This is a genomic window from Streptomyces sp. NPDC005492 (assembly GCF_040605995.1).
GTDB lineage: Bacteria > Actinomycetota > Actinomycetes > Streptomycetales > Streptomycetaceae > Streptomyces.
The window spans coordinates 1-21,941 of record NZ_JBEXDX010000021.1 but is presented as its reverse complement, the minus strand read 5'-3'; the positions used below and the strand labels follow the sequence as shown (position 1 = coordinate 21,941).

Sequence of the window (21,941 nt, the reverse complement as noted above, 5' to 3'; positions counted from 1 at the left end):
CCGGTGCGGGGTAGTGGGTCGTTCATGCCCGAGACGAGCACCACTCCGATCGTGAACGCCCCCCATCCGCATGCGGATCCGGCAGCCTCCGGGAAGGTCCCGGCCGAGCTTGGGGTGAAGGCGCCCTCCCACAGTCCGGCCGGGACGGCGAGGCCGCGGGTGGTGCCGTGCCGCGGGTTGCCGATGATCCCGAACCGTCCGTATGTCGTCCACCCGAGGCCGATGACGGTGGGGAAGGTGCGGTGTCGGCCGTGGGTTCGGGTTCCGCCCGCTCTACAAGCGCAGGCCTATGACCTGCAGAAATGTCCCCTCGGGTGGTGGGGTGCCGACTTGGCCCAACGGACATGATCCGCTGCTCACTTCGGTGAAGCGTTGTGCCCGCCCGTTTCGACTTCGATTGTCGCCAACGCTCTGACCTGCGGCTCTGTAATTGACCAGGAAAGTCGTCAGTTCAGCTATGGCAACCCTCGGGGCGGCAGTCCAGGTTGTCGGGACCGGATTGAGGTCGAAGGGACCGGGTGGGGGTGAACAGCCGTGCGGCTGGGACCGGCCTGGTCGGTACCACTGACTGCCCTGACCCGTAACCGTCCTCGCCTTCCACGGAATCCCGTGATCGAGCCGGACGGTCAGGACTGCCGGGGTCTCCCGTGTGCTGTGGCGTTCCCCGCGGATAGGGTGGACGGTGATCGACAGGGACGGGCTGGGCGAGGGCGGCGGACGGCGTGGGCGGTGCCGAGGAGAGCAGGAGCACGGGCACCGGGCGCCCGACGTCTCGGGACGTCGCCCGGCTCGCCGGCGTGTCGCACACCGCGGTGTCCTTCGTGTTCAACGGCCGTGCCGAGGGCAACCTCTCGACCGCCACCCAGGAACGCATCCGGCAGGCCGCGGCCAAGCTGGGCTACCGCCCCGACCCGGTGGCCCGCGGTCTGCGCCGTCGCCGTACGGCTGTGATCGGGCTGGTCACCGATGAGATCGCGTCCTCGCCGTTCGCAGGCCGGCTGCTGCGCGGCGCCATGGAGACCTCCTGGGACAGGGACCATCTCGTCCTCACCGTCGATTCCGGCGGTGACCCGGTCAAGGAGGACGCGGCCGTCGCGGAACTGCTCGACCGGCGGGTGGACGGCATCATCTACGCGGCCATGTCGCTGCGCCGGGTGCGGGTCCCCGAGGGCCTGCACCGCACGCACTCCGTGCTGGCCAACTGCCTGCCCGAGGACGACTCCCTGCCCGCCGTGGTCCCCGCCGAGCGCGCCGGTGGCCGTACCGCGGCCCGGCTGCTGCTCGCTGCGGGCCACCGTCGGCTCGCCGTGATCGGCGGTCTGGACGACATCGCCTCGGTGGAACGTACCCGCGGCATCCGGGAGGCGCTGCGCGCCGAGGGCGTCACGCTGCCCGCGGAGTGGATCGTGCGCGGTGGCGGTGAGATCTCCGCGGGACACGCGGGGGCGCTGCGCCTGCTCGACGGGGTCGGGCCGGGCCGTCGTCCCACTGGCGTCCTGTGCTACAACGACCGGGTCGCGGCGGGTGTCCTGCACGCCGCGACCCGGCTCGGGATCGACGTGCCCGCCGATCTGTCGGTGGTCGGTTACGACGACCAGGAGCACATGGCCGCGTTCCTGACCCCGCCGCTCACCTCGGTCGCGCTGCCGCACCGGGCGATGGGCGAGGCGGCGGCCCGGCTGCTCCTGGACGCCATCGAAGTCGGCCAGGCGCCGCCCGCGACCGTCCGGCGCCTGGCCTGCCCTGTGGTCAGCCGCGCCTCCGTGGGTCCGGCGCCCATCCGTTGACCCGGGCCCCCGGCCCGTCGACGACCAGATCGGCGATGTCGTCGGGGCGCCGGTAGACGCGTTCGGTGACCATGGCCCGGTCCGCGACGAAGAGTTCGAGGAGCGAGCCGTCGACGAGCAGCCGGAGCGCGAGTTCCGGCCCCTTCGGCACGCGCACGGTGATCGGGGCGGAGCCTTCCCTGCCCGTCCGGGGCCAGGCGCCGCGGTCGAGGACGACGGTCCCCGCGGCAGGGTCCGCCCGGACGGTCAGCTCCCGGCCCGACGCGTCCCGGAGCAGGCTCACTGTGGTCGGTTCGCGTGCGGTGACCGTCAGGTCGTACGCGTGTGGGAGCGGAACCCGGCCCGGCGCAGTGACGAACGGCTCGGCCGGGCGCAGCAGTTCGAGCTCCGGGGCCGGACTCACCCGCAGTGAACCGTCCGGGTGGACGTCGACGACCCGTGGCGCGGTGAGGACGCCCGCCCATCCGGCCCGGTCCATCTCCTCTTGCGGGCGGGCCTCCCACGACCAGCCCCACAGCAGTGCGCGGTCCGGCTCCTGGAGGACGGCGGGAGCGTAGAAGTCCCGTCCATGGTCGAGTCGGCCGCTGGCGCGCGGCACAAACCTCAAACCGCCCTGGTCATCAGCCTCCAGACGGCCTGTCAGATATCCGGTGGAGCAGGGATCTCCGTCCCACAGGGACACCAGAAGTACGTGGTCGCCGCCCGCTGTCCGGTACAGGTGCGGGCACTCCCAGCCCACCGACTTGTCGCCGAACACGGCCGCGGCCACCGGGTTCCCGCCGTCCAGCAGCACGCCGGCGAACCGCCAGTCGGTCAGGTCGTCGCAGTCGTAGAGCAGAACCGACGGCGTACCGTCGGCGTGCCCGGCGCCGACGAGGGCCCAACGCCTGTCCGCCCAGCGGAAGATGAACGGGTCGCGGAACATCACCACGTCCAGTCCCGGTGGTGGTCCTGTCACCACCGGCGTCGGCAGCGGCTTCCACTCGGTCAGCAGCTCGTCGTCCGGGTCCGCCGCCCGCGCCAGGCAGATGGTGCCGAGTCCGGTGTGGGAATGGTTAACTCCCGTGTATACGGCGGTCGGTGTGCCGGCGTCGTCGGTCACGCAGCCCGACCAGCAGCCGGCCTCGTCGGGGCCGCCGGGCGTCGGGGTGAGCGCGATCGGGTGGTGCTCCCAGTGCGCGAGGTCGGCGCTGGAGGCATGACCCCAGTGGACGTTCGCGTGCACCGGTGCGTCCGGGTTGTGCTGGTAGAAGAGGTGGTAACGGTCCCGCCAACGGAAAGGCCCATTGGGGTCGTTGATCCAGCCGACGGGCGGACGGACCCTGAAACGCGGCGCGTTGGGGTCATTGCTCAACGGTTGACTCCTGCCGAGGTGATGCCCTCGCGGAGAGGGCGCTGGCCGACGGCGAACACGGCGACGGCGGGGAGCATCGACAGCACGACTCCGGCCAGGACCACCGAGATGGACCCGGTGCCGAGGTTGCCCTGGAGGGAGACCAGGCCCAGCGGAAGCGTGTAGTTCTGGCTGGAGGTCTCCAGGATCAGGGGCCGGAAGAACTCGTTCCAGTGGTAGTTGAAGGCCAGTACGCCGACGATCGCCAGACCGGGCGTGGCCAGCGGCGCGTACACCGAGCGGAAGATCCGCCAGGTCCCCGCGCCGTCCAGCATGGCCGCCTCGCCCAGGTCCTTCGGCATACCGAGGAAGTACTGGCGCATCAGGAACGTGCCGAAGGCGGTCGGGAAGGCCGGGATGATCAAGCCGAGGAGCGTGTCGGTGAGGCCCATCGTCTTCAGCACCAGGAACACCGGCACGATGGTGACCTGCAACGGCACCATCATGGTCGCCAGGACCAGGCCGAAGAGCGGCTTCTTGAAACGGAACTCCAGGCGCGCGAAGGCGTATCCGGCCAGGCCCGCCGTGATCATCTGGCCGATGGCGACCAGCGCCGTCACCAGCGTGGAGTTCAGGGCGAGCAGCCACACGTCGATCTGCTGGAAGACCCCGTGGTAGGCCGCGGTCGTCGGGTGCGTCGGGATGATCTGCGGGGGCAGGTCGAAGGACTGGGCCGGAGTGCGCAGTGAGGTGGCGACGGTCCAGATGACCGGGCCCAGCGTCAGCAGGGCGCACACGGTCAGTCCGGCGATCCGGGCCCAGGGGGCGAGTGAGTAACGGACGCGACTCAGGGTCGGGGTTGCTTGGCTCATGCGGCTCACCGGCTCACTGGTAGTGGACGAAACGCCGGCTGAGCCGGAACTGGACGGCGGTGACCGCCATGATCATCACGAAGAGCAGCACGCCCACCGCGGATGCCTCGCCGAAGTCGAGCTGCTCGAAGGCCCTCTCGTAGATCACCATCACGACGGTGCGGGTGGAGTCGCCGGGTCCGCCGTCGGTGAGGACGTAGGGCTGTTCGAAGACCTGCAGGGCGTTGATGACGCCGACCACCGTCGCGACGAGCAGCGTCGGTGACAGCAGCGGCAGGGTGATGCCGAGATGCTTGCGCAGGCCGGTCGCGCCGTCGAGGGCGGCGGCCTCGTGGATCTCCTTGGGGATGTTGTTCAGACCGCCGATGAACAGCAAAAACGAGAAACCGAACTGCTGCCAGACGTAGACCAGGATCACCGTGGCCATCGCCGCGTGCTCCGAGGTCAGCCAGGGCACGGGCGCGATGCCGACCAGGCCGATCAGCCAGTTCACCACCCCGAAGTCCTGGTTGAACAGGTACTTCATCACCACCGAGATGGACGCGGCGGACAGCACCAGGGGGAAGAAGAACGCCGAACGGAACGCCGACCGCAGCCACCCCGGCATCCGCCCGTTCAGCGCGAGCGCCAGCGACAGCGCGATCAGCAGTTGCAGCGCGACCGCGAGAACCATGAAGAGGAGCGTGTTCCGGAAGGAGACCAGGACGGTCGAATCCGTGAACGTCGTACGATAGTTGGCGCCGCCGACGAAACGGGGCGGGTCGATCACGTTCCACTGGAACAGGCTCAGCACCACGGACCCGATGATCGGCACGACCGTGAAGACGACGATGCCGACGACGGTGGGTGCCAGGAACAGTGCGGCCACCAGCCGGGAGCCGCGGTCGCGTACGGACGGCCGTGCGGCGACTGCGGATGGCGCGGCCGGCCGCGAACGTACGGGCGGAACCTGGGAGTTCGGGACCTGGGTGTTCGTCATACCTCACGCTCCATGGCCTGCTCCAGGTCGCCCTGCATCCGGCGCAGCGCGGGACCCACCGCGCGCGGCGAGGCCAGCGCGGTGCCGGTGTACTTGAGCAGGACGTCGGTCACCTCGGCGACCTGCGGCGGCGCGGGGATCGGGCCGGTGTCGGGAAACCGGTCGAGGGTGTCGTAGAAGACCTGCCAGTGCGCCGGGCCGCTCGCGGCGTAGCGTGCCGCGTTCAGCATCGAACGCCGGGCCGGGGTGGTCTGGTTGCTCTTGAACAGCCGGGTCATGGTGTCCTTGCGGGCCGCGTACTTGATGAACTCCCAGGCGGCTTCCTGCTTCTTCGAGGTGCGCAGCAGCGCGTAGCCCGCCGCGCCGAACTGGTGGCGCTGGGTGCGCCAGCGCGGGAAGTACTGCACGTCGTAGTCGGTGGCCCGCATGCCGGCCAGGTGCAGGCCGCCCGCCCAGAAGCCGCCCGCCGGTGTGACGCCGACGTGGCCAGTGGAGAACACGCCGACCAGGTTGTTGCCGTTGCCGCCCTCGGGTCGGGTGCACAGGTTCTCCTGGACGAGGGAGGCGAGATAGTCGTACGCCTCCTCGACCCGGTCGGCGGTGGCCTGCGGGGTCGTCCAGCGGAAGCCGCCGCCGCGGCCCTGCCGGTCGGCTGCCGGGTAGAAGGCGTCCCACAGCCAGGAACCGCCGGGCGCCTTCGACTCCTTCAGCAGGTTCGTGCCGTTCGCGAAGAGCCAGGGCACCACGCCGCCCCACAGCCGGTTGGTCCAGAAGTACGGCGTGAAGTGCGAGCCGCTGGCACGCTTCTGCTCCCGCAGCAGCGCGGTGAAGTCGTCGCGGCTCCAGTCGGCCGCCGGGAACCCCGCGCCCGCCCGCTTCAGTACCCGCTTGTTGAGGTACATGTCGGCGGCGTTGAATTCCATGGGGAGTTGGTAGAGGTGCCCCTCGTACATCATCGACTCCACCAGCGAGGGGTGGACGTCGGCGAAGTACTCACGCAGCTCCGCTGCGTCCCGCTGCACCCAGTGGTCCAGGGCCACGCCGAGTCGTTGGGCGAACAACTGCACGCCCTCGGTGGCCACATACACCAGGTCGGGAGCGGTGCCCGCGGCGATCTGGGTGAGGATCTTCGCGAAGAAGTCCGACCAGTCGACGGCCTGCACCGCGTTCACCCGCAGCGGGATGTCGGGGTGGATCCGGTGGAAGCCCTTGGTGAGGGCGTCGACGGTGGCCGGGTCGAAGGCGGAGCCGAGGGTGGCGACGACGAGGGAGCCGTCGTCACGGCCGGGGATGTCGGCTCCCGTGAGCCGGTCCCAGCTCGCGGCGGTACCGGCCAGAGCGGCTGCTCCGGCCCCGTACGCGCCGTACCGCAGCAGCGTGCGGCGGGGGAGGTGCGAGTCAGTCATCTAACGGGCCTAACTCGTGTTAGTTCAGGGGTGATGCCCCAGATGATGGGAACCGGGCGGCGGGCCTGTCAAGGGTCGGGAACGCTTGACCTTTAACGAGTTAGGTCTACAGTCCTCGTTCACACGAGCCGATTTTGACCCCTCCGCACTGTGAGCCGCACTCGCGTGCGTGACGAGCCGCCACGGGCCCTCACGGGCCGCCACGGGCCCTCATGGGCCGCCGCGGTCCTTCATGGGCCGTCACGAGAGGAACGATGCGTCATGCCCGGAACGTCGGGACTTTCCAGGAGATCACTGTTCGCGGGATCGGCGGCCGGTACCGCCGCCGCGCTGCTGTCCACCGCAACGGCCACGGCCGCCCCGGAGCCCAAGCCTCGGGCCACGGCCAAGAACGCGACCAAGTCCGCGGTGAGCGGGGCGAGTTACCGCGCCGCCTACCACTTCACGGTCCCCGACCAGTGGAAGAACGACCCGCAGCGGCCCGTCTGGATCGACGGCGAGTACCACTACTACTACCTCTACAACGCCGACTACTTCACCGGTGCCGTCGGCACCGCGTGGCGCCTGGCCACCACCACGGACCTGGTCTCCTTCACCGACCGCGGGGTCGCCGCGCCCAAGGACACCACGCCCAACGGCGATCTCTGGTCGGGTTCGGCGGTGGTCGACACCGGCAACACGGCCGGATTCGGCGCGGGCGCGGTCGTCGTCATCGTCACCATGTCCCCCGGCGGCGGCACCGACCACCAGGAGCAGTTCCTGTACTACTCGACCGACGGCGGTCTCACCTTCAGCAACTATGGGACCGACCCCGTCCTGCCCAACCCCGGCGTCGCCGACTTCCGCGACCCCAAGGTGATCCGGGACGAGGACAGGGGCCGCTGGGTGATGGCCCTCGCCGAGAACGACAAGGTCGGTTTCTACCACTCCGACGACCTCAAGTCCTGGACGTACGTGGACGGTTTCGTGCACGACGGCATCGGCGTCCTGGAGTGCCCCGACCTGTTCCGCATCACCGCGGGCGACGGCACCGTGAAATGGGTGCTCGGCGTGAGCGCCAACGGGAAGAGCTCGGGGCTGCCCAACACGTACGCCTACTGGACGGGTTCCTTCGACGGCAGCGCGTTCACCGCTGACACGAGTGACCCGCAGTGGCTCGACCACGGCTGGGACTGGTACGCCGGCGTCACCTTCGAGAAGCGCGACGCGAGCGGCGCGGTGGACGCGGCCGCCCGGTACGCGCTCGGCTGGGTGAACAACTGGGACTACGCCGACACCACCCCCACCATCGACTGCGACGGCTTCAACGGCACCGACTCCGTCGTCCGCGAGATCACTCTGGAGAAGGCGTCCGACGGCACGTACTACCTCGCCTCCCAGCCCGTCGCCGGCCTCGACGCGCATGTCTCCCGCACGGTGAACCTGGGCGACGTGACCGTGGACGGCACGAAGGTGCTCGACTACACCGGTATCTCCTACGAGGTCACGACTGAGATCACCTGGTCCCAACTCACCGGCGCGGGCCTCCAGTTGAGGCGTTCACCCAGCGGTGGCCGGCACATCGACGCCGGTGTCTACGACGACTACGCCTTCCTCAACCGACGCAACACGGTGAACGCCGACACGTCCGGCAAGTGGCAGGAGAGCCACACCCCGTTCGACCCGTCCGCCGGCACGGTGAAGCTGCGCATCCTGGTGGACCGCACGTCGGTGGAGATGTTCGTCGACGACGGCCGCTACGTGCACACCAGCCAGGTGTTCCCGTACCTGCTGGACACCCGGCTCGCGCTGTTCACGGTCGGCGGCAGCGCGGTGTTCCGCAACACGGTGATACGCGAGTTCTCGGTGTGAGGCCGGCCGGGAACGCGTGGGCGGACCGTACGGGTGAACCTGGCGGTGGGACAGCCCACTTGGCGCGTGCGGTGGCCGAGCGTCCAGGGTTCGCCCACCGCACGACGGCCCGACCGGCCTCGTACCCGGGCCCGCCCCGGCTGACGCTGGAACGGGCTGCCTGATCCGTCCCCGGCGTCCCGGCCGTGTGGATCAGGGCGGCGAGGCCGTCCTGATCCTCCGCGCGCATCGACGGCACCGCTCCCCGGCGCACGTTCTTCGCGACCGTCGTGCCGCCGAGCAAGCAGGTTTTCGCACCTTGGTCGCGATCCCGGCGCTGGTCCGTGGCAGCCGGCGATCTCCAGTGACACGGTGCCGAGGGCCTTCCAAGACTATGCGTGGACGATCGCCGCTCGGATGCCGCCTGTCAGGTAGCTCCGATCCGCGGTGTCGGGTAGTGCTAATCGGTCCATGCGCGGGCCGTGGGCGGAATCCCGTCCAGGTCCCTTGTCCTCGTTCCGTCCATCCTGATGCGGCTCCGCCAGCCTGTCGTGGAGAGCGAGGTAGAGATTGGCGACTACGACCGGTATGCCCGCCCGAGACGCACCTGTCCGTCCTCGCGCTGACAGACACCCTGCGGCTGTGCTTTGCGCACGGCGGCGGGTCCTTCCCGTTCTGGGTGGGCCGGATGGACAACGCCTGGCATGGACGCCTGGACCTGATCGCCACGTCCGAACACCCGCCGTCGCACTACCTGGACCGGTTCTCGGTGGACAGCGTGGTGTTCACCGAGACCGCCCTGTGTCTGCTGGTGGACACCTTCGGCCACGAACGGGTGCTCATGGGCAGCGACTATCCCTACCCGCTCGGGGAGCGCCCGGCCGGCAAGGTGGTTCGGGAGGCCGGCTTCCTGAGTCAGGCGGAACGGGCCCGGGTGCTCGGCGGCAATGCCGCCGAGTTCCTGAGGCCGGCAACGCCGACCTCCAGTGCCGCCGACAAGCCGACTCGACTCGCCTGACCTGCACTGATGCCAGGTAGGCTTCAGCCGCGCACGCCGGCTTCACGTTGACCTGGGACCCGGCTCTGAAGTCTCTCCTGGACATCGGCCTCGCCCGAGGGGCGCGGTGTCCCTCTACCTGCGGCCACAGACGGGTCTCACGCCCTGCGGACAGGGAAGGCAGTTGGTTTCTCTCCTGAGCCCAGCAGTTTGTCCACAGCTCGCGCGACCGCCCTCGGGCCGGTTCTCGTTTTGGCCCGCCCGCAGGTCACCGGCCGTGTGGTCGGCCGTGTCTCCGTATCCACGGTCAACGACGTAGAGTCGGGCCGGCGCCTCGCTGATCAGCCGCAACTCGGTCCGTCAGTCCGCAGTTCAGCCCCTGAAGCCCACGATCAGGGGATCTCCGTGACCATCGATCTTGGTGCCGACTATCCCTCTTTTGTGCCGTCTGAAAATCCTCGTCACACCGCGCCGCGCCGGCCCGTCTCGCGTCAACTCCCGCGGGCATTCGGCGTACGAAAGACTTTCGGAAACATGCCAGTGACACGGCGGTATCGCGTCCCAATACTGACTCCAGCCGTTCGGGGCTCAGTTGACTCCCCCGTATCCCCCGAGCGGCGGGCCGCGAAAGGGTTTCTGAATTCATGAGCACATGGGCAAGAAAGGCTCTCGCCGCGGCGACAGCCACAAGTATCGGATTGGCGTTCGCCATAGCCTCCGCATCGACCGCGTCGGCATATCAGCCGAGCCCCGCGAACCTGTACACCGCCACCAACACGGCCGCCTGCAACAAGAGTCCGTGCGTCCTGTACCCGAAGTCCGCGCAGTTGCCGGACGGGCGGATCGTGGCGACCTTCGAGGACAGCGAGAGCGCTCCGGTGGGGCAGACACTGCCCCTCTACAAGAGCGACGACGACGGTACGACCTGGTCGAAGCTGACGGACGTCAAGGCCCCCGCCTCCCTCTCCAGCGACTCGGCGTACGCGAAGTACACGAGCAACTGGACCAACCCGTATCTGTACGTGCTTCCGCAGAACGTGGGCAACCTGAGCGCCGGCACCCTCCTGCTGGCGAGCGTCGTCTCGGGCGACGACTACTACTACGAGGAGCAGAAAGCCGCCGACTCCTCCTGGACACCGACCAGCGACGGCGACCGCAAGGACGTGGCGCTCGCCCTGTACGCCAGCACGGACGACGGGGCGAGCTGGAGCTTCGAGAACATCATCGCGGCCGGGAGCTGGCAGGGCGGCAGCGCCGGCAGCGTTGGCCGCACCTCGACCGCCAACACGAACAAGCAGGTCGATCCGGTCTGGGAGCCGCACCTCCTCGCCCACAACGGTCAGCTCATCGCCTACTACTCCGACGAGAACGACTACACCGGCTACGACACCTCCACCGGCGCCCTGACCCTCGACACGGCCAACGACACGGCGACCGACTCCGGCGGCCAGGTCCTCATGCACCGCACCTGGAACGGCACCGGCTCGGCCTGGAGCAGCCCGGTCGTCGACGTCCCCGGCTCGACCGTGAGCATGGGCAGCGGCAAGACGGAGATCGGCGGCGGACGGCCCGGCATGACGACGGTGGCGCCGACCACCGACGGCAAGTGGCTCATGACGTACGAGTACTGGGGTGGCGGCACGAACGTCCGGTACCGCATCGCCGACGATCCCACCAAGTTCTACGCGGGCACCGACGGGGCGATCACCTCCCTGCCTGTGCCCTCGGGCGGCAACACCCTGTCCACCGGCGGCAGCCCCGTACTGCTGCCGATGCCCGACGGACGGATTGTCTACAACGCCTCCGGCAGCGGCGACGTCTGGGTGAACGAGTCCGGGCTGAGCACCGGCACCTGGAAGGAGTACAAGACACCGATCGCCGCCGGCTACAGCCGCGATCTGCAGTACGTCACCGGCACGGGACGCGTCCTGATCCTCCAGGCGTCCTGGAGCGGCGGCAGTGTCGGTCCCGTGAAGTACGCCGAGGTCGACCTCGGCCGCTCCGACGGCGCCTACTACAGCCTGGTCAACCGCCTGACCGGCCAGGTCCTGTCCACCGCGTCCGGGAAGACACAGGACGCGAGCCTCACCGGCAACACCCCCGACCTCGTCCTCGGTGCGGACAGCGCGGCCGACACCCAGCGCTGGCATCTGACCACCAAGGGCAGCGACGTGACACTGCTCAACAAGGCCGGGGGCCGCGCGGTCGCCATCTGGACCGGCAGTGCGACGGCGGGGCAGAAGCTGGCCCAGTGGGTCGACGACGGAGCCACCGACAAGGAGTGGACCCTCGTGTCCTCCTCCACCTCCGGCTACTACAAGCTCCGTTCGGTCCGCAACACCAGCCTCTACATGACCGGAGCGAGCGCGGGCGGCTCGGTCACCCTGGCGGCGTCGGCCGACGACGGCTCGCAGGACTGGCAGTTGGTCCAGGACCCGCTGCCCACCGACTCGACCTTCACCCTCAAGGGCAGCTACTCCGGCCGCTGCCTCGACGTCCCGAACGGCCAGACCGGCGTCCAGGTGCAGATCTACACCTGCTCGGGCAACGCCAACCAGACCATCACCCAGACCGCGGCGGGCGAACTCCGCGTGTCCGGCAAATGCCTGGCCGCCGACGGCGACGGCACCACCGCGGGCACCAAGATCATCCTGTGGGCCTGCAACGGCAAGACCAGCCAGCAGTGGTGGTTCCGGGTCGACGGCACCATCGGCAACCGCTCCAACGGCCTGGTCATCGACGTGACCGACTGGGGAACGGCCAACGGGTCCAAGGTCGAGCTGTGGACCCCGCTGGGCAACGCCACCCAGACCTGGAGCAGGGCATAGACCACCGCACCGGGCGCCGGCGTCTTGTCTGCCGCCGCCCGGTGCTGTTGGCTTGCGGCGGGATTCTCAAGCGGGGCGGACGTGGAGTGACCGTTCAGGACAAGGGACAGATGGACGCGCAGTACGGTCTGCTGACGAGCATCGCCCAGGAGGTGGGCGTCTCGCTCAGCACCGTCTCCAAGGTGGTGCACCGGCGCCGGGATGTCGGCGCGGCGACCCGCGCGCGCGTGGAGGAACTGCTGGCGCGACACGGGTTCCTGCGCCCGTGGGAACGGGAGACGACGGCACCGCGGCAGATCATCACGGTGTTTCGGGACCTGTCGGGCCCCTACACCCTGGAGGTCGTCCGCGGGATCGTGGACGCCGCCGGCGAACTCGGCGTAGACGTCGTGACCGGTACGACGAGCAGGCGGTCCATCTCCCAGTGGCTCCAGGAGTGCCTGGCGCTCGGCGCCGCCGGGCTGGTCATCGTGATCTCGATGCTGTCGGAGGACGACCAGCGGCGCATCGTCGAGCAGAAGCTGCCGGTGGTGCTGGTGGACCCGCTCAGCGCGCCTTCGACGGACATCCCGAGCATCGGGGTGACGAACTGGAGCGGGGCCAGGGACGCCGTGCAGCACCTGCTGGGCCTGGGCCACACTCGGATCGGCATGGTCGCAGGGCGCTCGCACTCGCTGGCCGGCTCGGCACGCCTGCACGGCTACCGGGCCGCGCTGGAGGAGGCCGGCATCAGCTATGACCCGGCGATCGTGCGCTCCACCGACTTCGACTACGACGAGGCGCTAGCCGCCACCCTCAGGATCCTGCGTGCCGAGCAGCCGCCGACCGCCGTTTTCGCGGCCAGCGACGCCCAGGCGCTGGGCGTGCTGGAGGCCGCCCGGCAGCACGGACTGCGTGTGCCGGACGACCTGGCGGTGATGTCCTTCGACGACACCCTGGTGGCGGCGATGGCCAGCCCGCCGCTGAGCGCGGTGCGTCAGCCCTTCGAGGAACTGGGGCGCGAGGCGACCAGGGTGCTCCTCCAACTGGCGGAGGGCCGCCCGCCCGCCTCCGCCCGCATCGAACTGGCGACGGAGCTGGTGCTGCGGACCTCTACGAGCGCTCCACCGGCACACCGTGATGCCGGACGACCGGCACGTCCCGCCGCTCCCCGACAAGGCGGAGCCTGACCTCGTTCGGTGCGTCCCCACTGGACGAGCCCGCGTACAGCACGATCTCGCCGGGCTCGACGATCCGGTGCCCCGCCAGTCCGGTGAAGGCCAGGCGGTCGGTGTGGACGTCGAAGCGGACCGTCGCCTCCGCACCGGGCTCCAGCCACACCTTGGCGAAACCGAGCAGTGCCCGCACGGGCCGGGTCACCTGGGCGACCGGGTCGGTGTAGTAGAGCTGGACGGTCTCGGCACCGGGGACGCGACCGGTGTTCCGTACCCGAGCGTGGGCCGTGAACTCCCCGTCCGTGGGCACCTGTTCACGGCCCATCACCAGTTCGTCGACCTCGAACGTCGTGTACGACAGCCCGTGCCCGAACGGGAAGGCGGGCGTCGGATCCAGGTTGGACAGCCAGCTCTGCCGGTCACCCAGCGGCGGGTGGAGATAGGTGTACGGCTGTCCGGCAGGCGAGGCCGGGATCTGTACCGGCAGCTTGCCGCTGAAGTTCGCGGTCCCGGAGAGGAGTTCGGCGACCGCGCGGCCACCCTCCTCGCCGGGGAGGAAGACCTGCACCATGGCGGCCGTGTCAGGCGCGAACCGCCCCACGGCGTAGGGCCGCCCGCTGTTGATCACCAGCACGACCGGCTTGCCCGTGGCGAGCACCGCCTCGACGAGCTCCTCCTGGACGCCGGGCAGTCGCAGGTCTTCCACGTCACAGCCCTCGCCGGACGTTCCGATGCCGAACATGCCGGCCTTGTCGCCGACGACCAGGACGGTCAGGTCGGCCCGGTGACTTGCTGCCACGGCGGCGGGGATCCCGGATCCGTCCGGCTCGCGTATCGGGCAGCCCTGCACGAACTCCCAGTCCACAGCCGGGAGTTCAGCGGCAAGTGCCTCGCGTAGCGACACCGCCTCGACCCCGTTGCCGAGGTCTTCGCGGTCGGAGAGGACGTGGTTGGGGAAGCTGTAGCAGCCGAACATCGTGCGGACGTCGTCGGCGCACGGGCCGACCAGGGCGATCCGGCCGACGGAGGGCAGCGGCAGGCCCCCCGAGTTGGCAAGCAGGACGGCGCTCGACTGCGCGACCGCGTGGGCCAGTTGGCGGTTGGCCGGCTTGTCCAGGTCGAGTTCGCCCGCGTGCAGGGCGGGCGGCTCCGGGTCCCAGTCGGCATCGAGGAGCCCGAGCGCGACCTTCTGCCGCAGCACCCGGCGCACCGCCCGGTCGACGTCGGCCTCGTCGGCGTGTCCGTCGCGTACGGCGGCGACGAGCGCGTCGCCGAAGCCGCGCTGGTCCGGCAACTCGACATCCAGGCCCGCCCGCAGGGCCAGCGCCCCGGCATCCGGCAGGTCCGCGGCGACCCGGTGGGCGTTCACCAGAAAGGGCAGCGACCAGTAGTCGGAGACGACGGTGCCCTCGAAGCCCCACTGCTCGCGCAGCACCTCGGTCAGCAGCCAGCGGCTCGCGGCGGGGGCCTCGCCGTCGATCTCGGCGTACGAGTTCATGACCGAGCCGACTCCGGCGCCGACGATCCGTTCGAAGGGCGGCAGGATCACGTCGTACAGCTCACGGCGGCCGATGCCCACCGGGGCGTGGTTGCGACCGCCCATGGAGGCGGAGTACCCGGCGAAGTGCTTGAGGGTGGCGTACACCCCGGCACCCTGCAGCCCCAGCACATACGCCTCGCCCATCTCGCCGACCAGGTACGGGTCCTCGCCGTACGTCTCCTCGCAGCGGCCCCACCTGTAGTCGCGGATGACGTCGACGACCGGGGCGAGGCCCTGGTGGACGCCCGCGGCGGCCATGTCGGCGCCGATGGCCGCGCCGACGCGGCGGATCAGGGCCGGGTCGAAGGTGGCCGCCATGGCGAGGGAGGTCGGGTAGATGGTGGCGCCGTAGGCGGTGAAGCCGGTCAGACACTCGTCGTGGGCCATGGCCGGGATGCCCAAGCGACTCTGGGACATGATCTGGCGCTGGCGCTTGGCGAGCAGGCGGGCGTGGTCCAGGGCGGGGCGGGGGAGGGTGCCGTAGGGGCGGGTGAGCTGGCCGAGGCCGTGCCGGGCGGTCTCGTCGAGGTCACCGACCCGGCCGAAAAGGCTGGTGCCGGGGGCGACCTCGGGACCGGCCGGTTCGACGTCCTCCCAGGCGCTGCTGAGTTGGGCGACCTTCTCCTCCAGGGTGAGCCGGGCGAGCAGCGCCTCGACACGCTCGGCGGCCGGAAGGACGGGGTCGGTCCAGGGGCGGTGGTCATCCGCCGGGGAGAGGCCGGCGTGGTCCGGCGTGGTGGTCGTCATTCACGACTCCTCGTGGGGGTTTGGTTTCGGGCATGCCGAGGAGGGCCGGCGCCCCCGTGGCGCGTCGGCCGACTCCCTCATGGCTTCGCTACTTGGAGAATCCGGCGGTCAGTCCGGCGACGAGCTGCCGCCTGGCGAGGACGAACACCACCAGCATGGGAAGGGTGGAGAGGACGACCGCGGCCATCGTGGCCGGGACATCGATGCCGAACTGGCCCCGGAAGAGGGTCAGGGCGAGCGGCAGGACGGCCTTGTCGCCGCTCTGCGTGAGGATCAGGGGGAACAGGAAGCCGTTCCAGACCTGGAGGCCGTCGTACACGGCGACCGTGACCAGCGCGGGGCGGGCCATCGGCGCGGCGAGCGAGAACAGCATCCGCCAGTCGCCGGCACCGTCCACGACCATCGCCTCGAACAGCGAACGCGGCACATCACGCAGGAAACTGACCAGGATCATCACCGTCACCGGCAGCGCGAACGCCGCCGAGGGCAGCGCGATCGCGAGCAGGCTGTCGTACATGTGCAGCCGGATGATCAGCAGGTACACCGGGATGATCACCGCCTGGAGGGGGATCGCCAGGCCCAGGAGGTAGAGACGGAAGGACAGGCGGGACCAGGGGTTGGTGTAACGGACTATGGAGAAGGCCGCCATCAGGGCGACGGCCAGCGTGATCGCGACCGCGGTGACCGTCACCACGACGCTGTTGAGCAGGTAGGTGGTGAAGCCGCCGTCCAGGACGGTCCGGTAGTTGTCCAGGGTCGGGTGGGCGGGGAGCGAGAGCGGGCTGGCGGTGGTGAAGTCCGTACGACCGCGGAGGCTGGTCACGACCAGCCAGTACACGGGCACGACGACCAGGGCGCTCCACGCGAGCGCGGCGCCGCCGGTGAAGGTACGGCGCAGGGCGTTGACGGGGGTGCTCACAGGCCCTCCTGCTGGCTGTCCATCCGGGTGAAGCCGGACAGGCGGGTGGTGAACAGGGACAACGCGAGGCCGAAGACGACCAGGAGCGTGGCGATCGCGCTTGCGCGGCCCATGTCGTGGGCCTGGAAGCCCGTGATGTACATGGCGAGCGGCAGGACGCGGGTCGCGGTCCCGGGGCCGCCGGTACCTCCGGAGAGGACGTAGATCAGGTCGAAGTAGGTCAGTGAGCCGACCAGCATGAGCGTGCTGGAGGTGACGAAGGTGTACTTCAGTTGCGGGAGCGTGATGCGCAGGAAGCGGGTCACCGGTCCGGCGCCGTCGATCGCGGCGGCCTCGTAGAGGGAGACGGGGATCTGCCGTATCCCGGCCTGGTAGAGCAGCGCGTGGAACGGCGTGAACTGCCAGGCGATCACGAAGATCACGGTGTAGAGGGCCAGGTCGGGCGAGCCGAGCAGGGGCTTGGCCAGCCAGTGCAGACCGGGCGTGGCACCGATGCCGAAGGACGGGTCGAGCAGGGCCTGCCAGGTCAGGCCGATCGCCACCGCGGACAGCAGCAGGGGAAGGAACCAGAGCACGGCGAACAGGGCGCGCAGCCGCCCCCGGGGAGCCTGGAAGACGCCGAGCGCCAGGGCGAGCGGCGTCTGGACCAGCCAGCTGACCAGCATCACCTTGAGGGTCAGCCACAGCGCCTGCCAGGTGGCGGCGTCGGTGAGGACGCCCGACCAGTTGGCGAACCCGGCCCAGCCGACGCTGCCCAGGCCGTCCCAGCGGGCGAGGCTGAGCACCACCACCCCGACCAGCGGTACGAGACCGAACAGGCCGAACAGGAGCAGGGCCGGAGCGGCCATCAACAGACCGCTGTGGCGGCGGCGCCTTCGGGCGGGCGCCGTGCCCGGCCGCGTCCGGTGGGAAGCGACCGGACGGGACGTACGGACCACGGCCGTCATTGCTTCGCCGCCTCGCTCATGTTCGTGCCGAACTCCTCGGGCTTGATCTGACGCAGGAACGACTTGTCCACGTTGGTCAGCAGCGGGTCGGCCTGGTCGGAGGGCAGGGCCTGGTCCCACGAGAGCTGGAAGTTCGGGGAGTTCCGCACCAGCTTGTAGACGAAGGTCAGCCATGCCTTGTCGTCCGACTTCACGCTCGCCAGCTTCGAGTCCAGCGCAATGACCGGCGGGACGCTTCCGGAGGCCAGGTAGGCGTCGATCTGGTCGCTGTTCATGACGTATTTCTTGAGGTAGGTCAGGGCCGCCGACTTGTTCTTGCTCTTCGAGTTCAGCGACAGGAAGTTCGACGGGTTGCCGACGATGTCGTTCGCGTCGCCCTTGCCGCCGGACAGAGCTGGGAAGGCAACGTAGCCGAGGTCCTTCTTCACGAAGTCGGGTGCGGCCTTGACCAGGTTGGCGTACTCCCAGGTGCCCATCAGCTCCATGCCGGCCTTGCCGGTGTAGAGCAGGGCGGTGGAGGCGCCCTGGTCGTAGTTGACGGACGAGGCGTTGTCGCCGAAGGCACCCGCCTTGGCAAGTTCCTGAAGGCGGGTGTTGGCCGCGGTGACCGAGGCGTCCTTCCACCCGTCGGCGGAACCGGTGGCGATCTGGTCGAACACCTGGGAACCTCCCTCGCGGTCGAGCAGGTATTCCAGGTACATCAGCGTCGGCCACTTGGAGTTGGCCGCGAGGGATATCGGGGTGACACCGGCGCCCTTGATCTTCTTCACGTCGGTCAGCAGGTCGTCGTACGTCTTCGGGGGCTGGACGCCCGCGTCCTTGAAGACCTTCTTGTTGTAGTAGAGGACCACCGGGGCGAGGCCGTTGGCGGGCACGCCGTAGACCTGGGCGTCGAAGGTGGCGCTCTTCAGCACGCTCGGCGTGAACCGCAGCAGGTCCACCTGGGCGTCGGACAGGGTGTCGACCTTGCCGGCCTTGACGTAGTCGTCCAGTGCGCCGCCGCCCCAGTTGAAGAACAGATCCGGGGCCTGGTTCGCGCCGAAGGCCACGCGCAGCTTCTGCTTGTAGTCGTCGTTGGCGAACAGCCGCAGGGTGATCTTCTCGTCCGGGTGGTCCTTGTTGTAGGCGTCCACGGACTGCTTGAGGATGGTCTGGTCCGTGAGCGCCCACATGGTGAGTCCCTTGGCCGACGAACCCCCGGACGATCCGGCCGGGCCCGACGTCCCGCACGCGGCGAGCAGCGCGAGTGCCGCCGTCGCGGTGACGGCGGCCGTCACCGCGCGTCGGGTTCTGGGGAGTGTGCGGTTTCCTGAACGTCCGGGCACCGGGTATCCGTGCATGTTCTGTCCCTCTTCTCTCGGCAAGCCTTGTCCACGCGCCAGGCAGATGAGCAGCTCCACGAAAAGCTTTCGGCGCTTTCACCGCGGACGGCCTGCCTGTTGGACCGGGACACTGACACGGAATTCACGCACCGGACAAGGACGAGAAATCGGTCGGTTACGAAACACTTTCGTTGTTCCGGAACCGGCGCGGGCGCGGGGTGCTTCGCTTTCCGCGTGACGGTCACCGGCTCGACCAGCGCCCACTGTTCACTGTTCGCCGCTCACGTCGGTCTTGTAGGGCTTGCGCTCGCTCACGGTGACCAGCCCAACATGCCCATGGCCGCCGACCGGCCAGGATGCCGCGCCGCCACATGTTCAGGTGACGACAAATCTCCGTTGCACGTGAGGAGACACGACCCGCGGAGGCCCTCACACGCAACAGCTCCCGCTCGCGGACCGACTGAAGGCCTGGCCGACCAACCGCGGTGTCCGACCGCGTCGATGCGGTCGCCGCGACCGGTCCGGAGGCCGCGCAGGCCCAGCAGACCGCGCCGCCGAGGGAAGGATGTCGCCGCGCAGATCCGCGAGACGTTCCGCGGCCACCCGCAGGCGTGGACCATCGAGTCCTTGCCCGGCATGGGGCCGGCACTCGGGGCCGAGTTCATCCTCGCCGCCGGGGACCTGTCGGCCTACGCCGACGCCGGCCACCTGGCCTGGGCAGCCGACTCGATCAGACTGCCCCCGCATCCACCCGGGCAGAGCTCTCTCACCCCCAACTCCCTAGTGTCGCCAGATTGCTGGGAGTTTTCATCGTCACACCCCTTGAACAGTGCAAGTGTCGACAGTACTGTCCCAATCGAACCCCGGCGTGAGGAGAACGGCATGCGCGCGTTGCCTCCGGGCGGCCTTGTCCGACGGGGCGTCACGGCATCCGGATCGCCCCGCTCCGACGCCGTACGCCCGGTCCGTCGCCACCTGCCGACGACCGGCTCCCGCCGTGGACGGCCGTACGGAAACCCCGCTGGGTCGAGAAACCCTCCACTCTGACGCGGCCGACCGCACCGCACGCTCATCCCACCGGCAGGCTCTGTGCCGGTTCACCCGTCGCCCTCACCGCCCTGACCGGCACGACATGTCGGTCGGGCATGCCCGAAAACACTGGAAGACAAGGGAGTTCACAGTGGTACGCAGAAGCAGCAAAGACGCCGACCGTCCGGCGGGCACGTCCCCGATGGACCGCGAATTCACCTACCGGGCCCGCAACCGCGCGCTCCTCGTGGCGGTCGCCGGCCTCGCGGTCCCGACGCTGGCCGTCCCGTCCGTCGCCCAGGCCGCGACCGGGAGCGGGACGAGGATCTCCGTGGCGTCGGGGGAGACCCTGGAGCTGACGGAAACCACCCGGACCCACGTCCTCAGCGTCGCGGAGGGCGGCGTCATCGCCGCCCCGGACGGGTACAGCCTCTCGCTCACCGTCGACGGCGTCGAAGCGGGCTCGAAGCTGGACGATCTCTACGACGGCGACGGCATCGTGACCCACATCGCGGCCGGCACCTACCGCGGTGACGTGGTGATCACCGTCGCGGCGGCGAACACCATCACCTACAACAGCCGGAGTTGGCCCATCCGGCAGGCCCTCTACAGCGACGCCGACGGCGTGGACAAGACCAGGTCCGTACTGGCGGCCGTGAGCGGCGGACGAGTGCGCGACACCTCGGCGACCGGCCTCCGACTCGTCTCGCGCGGCGAGGCGTTCAACGGGGTGTACGTGGCCGGCGGCTCGTACGAACTGAAGTCCCCGCGGATCCGGTTCGACGGCAACGGCCGCTGCGACTTCATCGGCTACGGGTCGGCCGTCGTCGGAACCGGTGAAGGCACCCTGCTCGTCGTCGACGACGCGCTGATCGACAACCGTGGCGTCGTCCGCACCGGGGTGATCGCCGACGCCGGGGCCACCGTGCTGGTCAAGAACTCGACCATCAAGGTCGCGGACGGGGTGCTGCCCTCGGACTACGAGGACACCGGCGACACCTCGTTCATGATGACCTGCCCCTGGCTGCTCGGTGTCTACGGGACGGTCCGGGCCACCAACCTGCTCGGCACCGACACCAAGGCGACCTACCTCAACACCTCCATCACCAACGAGAACTGGGGCCTGCTCTCGGTCGACTCCGGAAAGAACTGCACGCTCGTCGCGGTCAACTGCTCGCTCCGGCACACCGGCACCTCCGGTTACGGCACCTACGCCATCGGCAACACCACCGAGCACCTGCTGGGCAACGACTGGGACGTCGCGACCTACGCGTCGATCCTCTGGGGCGCCGCGGGACTGCACTACGGCGACAGCAGCCCGGCCGTCGTGAAGGCGCTCAACGACTCGCTGTCGCTCGGCCTGAGCAGCCAGGACATCGCCTCGGTCCGCACCCGCCGCTCGCATGTCAACTCGCGGCGTTTCGGCTTCATGTGGCAGTCCACCGGCCCCCTGCTCATCGACGGCGGAACACAGGTCACCACGCGGGAGACCATGTTCCTGTCCAAGGCGGTGGCCTCGGCGGTCACCGTGGACGGCTCGCAGGGAGCCCGCCTCAAGCCGGCCAACGGCGTGCTGTACCAGCTGATGGACAACGACAACCCCGGTCACGTCAACGTCACCGGATATCCGTGGACGGCCAACTACACCGCCTCGTACACCCAGCCGACCGACCCGGCGGTCAAGTCGACTACCTTCGACCCGACGACGGCGCACACCACCGACGCCACGGGCACCTTCACCGACATCGCCCTCAAGGGCGACTTCTACAACGGGGTGCTCGGCGGCGGGGTCGGCAAGCTGCAGGGCATGAACCTGGTGCTGACCTTCACGGGCTGCACGGTCGAGGGCGTCATCTCGGCCAGCACCGCGGTCCACAACGTGAGCACGATCAGCAAGGCGAACTTCGAACAGCTCGGCGTCGTCGACAACACCGCTTCGCCTGTGGTCAACAACGGCGTCATCGCGACCGTGGGCAGCGGCTCCACCTGGACGGTCACCGCCACCTCGTACCTGAGCGCCCTGACCCTGGCGTCCGACGCCTCCGTCGTGGCCCCGTCCGGCAAGACCGTGACCCTCACGGTCGACGGCGCCACCACGGCCATCACGCCGGGCACCTCCTACAGCGGAGCGCTCACGTTGACGGTGGCGTAGGCAGGGTATGAGCAGGACATGAGCCGGGGGCGGGGGGGGGGGGCCCGGGCCCCCGGGCCGCGGCCGGGCGCCCGACCACACCCCGGCGACAGGGGCCAC

The 21,941-nt window shown here is 69.5% G+C and carries 13 protein-coding genes and 2 pseudogenes; 7 read left to right on the top strand and 8 right to left on the bottom strand.

The features are described 5' to 3' along the window. Positions 1–722: 722 nt before the first annotated feature. A complete protein-coding gene (locus ABZT04_RS26205; protein WP_356059421.1) occupies positions 723–1,787 on the top strand; it encodes a LacI family DNA-binding transcriptional regulator in 1,065 nt (354 codons plus the stop codon). Here ABZT04_RS26205 and ABZT04_RS26200 read toward each other — a convergent pair. From ABZT04_RS26200 to ABZT04_RS26185, 4 genes are read right to left on the bottom strand one after another with little or no spacing between them, the layout of a single operon-like run. Next, a complete protein-coding gene (locus ABZT04_RS26200; protein ID WP_356059420.1) occupies positions 1,750–3,141 on the bottom strand; it encodes a glycoside hydrolase family 32 protein in 1,392 nt (463 codons plus the stop codon). The genes ABZT04_RS26205 and ABZT04_RS26200 overlap by 38 nt on opposite strands. Further along, on the bottom strand, positions 3,138–3,992 hold the full coding sequence (locus ABZT04_RS26195) for a carbohydrate ABC transporter permease (RefSeq protein ID WP_356059419.1): 855 nt from the start codon (positions 3,990–3,992) through the stop codon (positions 3,138–3,140). Before ABZT04_RS26195 ends, ABZT04_RS26200 begins: the two co-directional genes overlap by 4 nt. A gap of 13 nt (positions 3,993–4,005) precedes the next feature. Then, positions 4,006–4,971: a sugar ABC transporter permease gene (locus ABZT04_RS26190; protein ID WP_356059418.1), complete on the bottom strand. Its 966-nt coding sequence runs from the start codon at positions 4,969–4,971 to the stop codon at positions 4,006–4,008. Beyond that, positions 4,968–6,377, bottom strand: coding sequence for an extracellular solute-binding protein (locus ABZT04_RS26185; RefSeq protein WP_356059417.1), 1,410 nt, complete (start codon positions 6,375–6,377; stop codon positions 4,968–4,970). Before ABZT04_RS26185 ends, ABZT04_RS26190 begins: the two co-directional genes overlap by 4 nt. Positions 6,378–6,638: 261 nt before the next feature. On the opposite strand from ABZT04_RS26185, the gene ABZT04_RS26180 reads away from it, so the two are divergent. The 4 genes and pseudogenes from ABZT04_RS26180 (at position 6,639) to ABZT04_RS26165 (ending at position 13,201) form a co-directional block, all read left to right on the top strand. Continuing rightward, positions 6,639–8,228: a GH32 C-terminal domain-containing protein gene (locus ABZT04_RS26180; protein ID WP_356059416.1), complete on the top strand. Its 1,590-nt coding sequence runs from the start codon at positions 6,639–6,641 to the stop codon at positions 8,226–8,228. A gap of 607 nt (positions 8,229–8,835) precedes the next feature. Then, positions 8,836–9,225 (top strand): annotated as a pseudogene (locus ABZT04_RS26175) (amidohydrolase family protein); the annotation flags it as partial. Positions 9,226–9,848: 623 nt separating this feature from the next. Then, entirely contained in the window at positions 9,849–12,032 is a 2,184-nt protein-coding gene (locus tag ABZT04_RS26170; protein ID WP_356059415.1) for an RICIN domain-containing protein, read from the top strand. A gap of 86 nt (positions 12,033–12,118) precedes the next feature. Beyond that, positions 12,119–13,201 (top strand): LacI family DNA-binding transcriptional regulator, encoded by a 1,083-nt coding sequence (locus tag ABZT04_RS26165; RefSeq protein ID WP_356059414.1) that lies wholly within the window; start codon positions 12,119–12,121, stop codon positions 13,199–13,201. Here ABZT04_RS26165 and ABZT04_RS26160 read toward each other — a convergent pair. The 4 genes from ABZT04_RS26160 to ABZT04_RS26145 all read right to left on the bottom strand — a co-directional run bounded on the left by ABZT04_RS26160 (position 13,125) and on the right by ABZT04_RS26145 (position 18,616). After that, positions 13,125–15,473: a glycoside hydrolase family 3 N-terminal domain-containing protein gene (locus ABZT04_RS26160; protein ID WP_356059413.1), complete on the bottom strand. Its 2,349-nt coding sequence runs from the start codon at positions 15,471–15,473 to the stop codon at positions 13,125–13,127. The genes ABZT04_RS26165 and ABZT04_RS26160 overlap by 77 nt on opposite strands. Before the next feature lie 88 nt (positions 15,474–15,561). Then, complete coding sequence (locus ABZT04_RS26155; protein WP_356059412.1) at positions 15,562–16,392, bottom strand: carbohydrate ABC transporter permease; 831 nt, start codon at positions 16,390–16,392, stop codon at positions 15,562–15,564. Then, positions 16,389–17,240 carry a sugar ABC transporter permease gene (locus tag ABZT04_RS26150; protein ID WP_356059538.1) on the bottom strand — a complete coding sequence of 284 codons (852 nt, stop codon included), beginning with the start codon at positions 17,238–17,240 and terminating at the stop codon, positions 16,389–16,391. The genes ABZT04_RS26155 and ABZT04_RS26150 overlap by 4 nt, the downstream gene beginning before the upstream one ends. A 95-nt stretch (positions 17,241–17,335) precedes the next feature. Further along, positions 17,336–18,616 carry an extracellular solute-binding protein gene (locus tag ABZT04_RS26145; RefSeq protein ID WP_356059411.1) on the bottom strand — a complete coding sequence of 427 codons (1,281 nt, stop codon included), beginning with the start codon at positions 18,614–18,616 and terminating at the stop codon, positions 17,336–17,338. A 618-nt stretch (positions 18,617–19,234) separates the two neighbouring features. Here ABZT04_RS26145 and ABZT04_RS26140 point away from each other — a divergent pair. Both ABZT04_RS26140 and ABZT04_RS26135 read left to right on the top strand, forming a co-directional pair. Next, a pseudogene (locus ABZT04_RS26140) lies at positions 19,235–19,375 on the top strand (IS110 family transposase); the annotation flags it as partial. A 466-nt stretch (positions 19,376–19,841) separates the two neighbouring features. Then, entirely contained in the window at positions 19,842–21,842 is a 2,001-nt protein-coding gene (locus ABZT04_RS26135) for a hypothetical protein (protein ID WP_356059410.1), read from the top strand. Positions 21,843–21,941 lie beyond the last annotated feature (99 nt).

Bases quoted from the DNA above. Each gene is read 5' to 3' on its own strand.
- ABZT04_RS26195 (WP_356059419.1), bottom strand. From the start codon at position 3,992: ATGAGCCAAGCAACCCCGACCCTGAGTCGCGTCCGTTACTCACTCGCC.
- ABZT04_RS26190 (WP_356059418.1), bottom strand. From the start codon at position 4,971: ATGACGAACACCCAGGTCCCGAACTCCCAGGTTCCGCCCGTACGTTCG.
- ABZT04_RS26185 (WP_356059417.1), bottom strand. From the start codon at position 6,377: ATGACTGACTCGCACCTCCCCCGCCGCACGCTGCTGCGGTACGGCGCG.
- ABZT04_RS26180 (WP_356059416.1), top strand. From the start codon at position 6,639: ATGCCCGGAACGTCGGGACTTTCCAGGAGATCACTGTTCGCGGGATCG.
- ABZT04_RS26170 (WP_356059415.1), top strand. From the start codon at position 9,849: ATGAGCACATGGGCAAGAAAGGCTCTCGCCGCGGCGACAGCCACAAGT.
- ABZT04_RS26160 (WP_356059413.1), bottom strand. From the start codon at position 15,473: ATGACGACCACCACGCCGGACCACGCCGGCCTCTCCCCGGCGGATGAC.
- ABZT04_RS26150 (WP_356059538.1), bottom strand. From the start codon at position 17,240: ATGGCCGCTCCGGCCCTGCTCCTGTTCGGCCTGTTCGGTCTCGTACCG.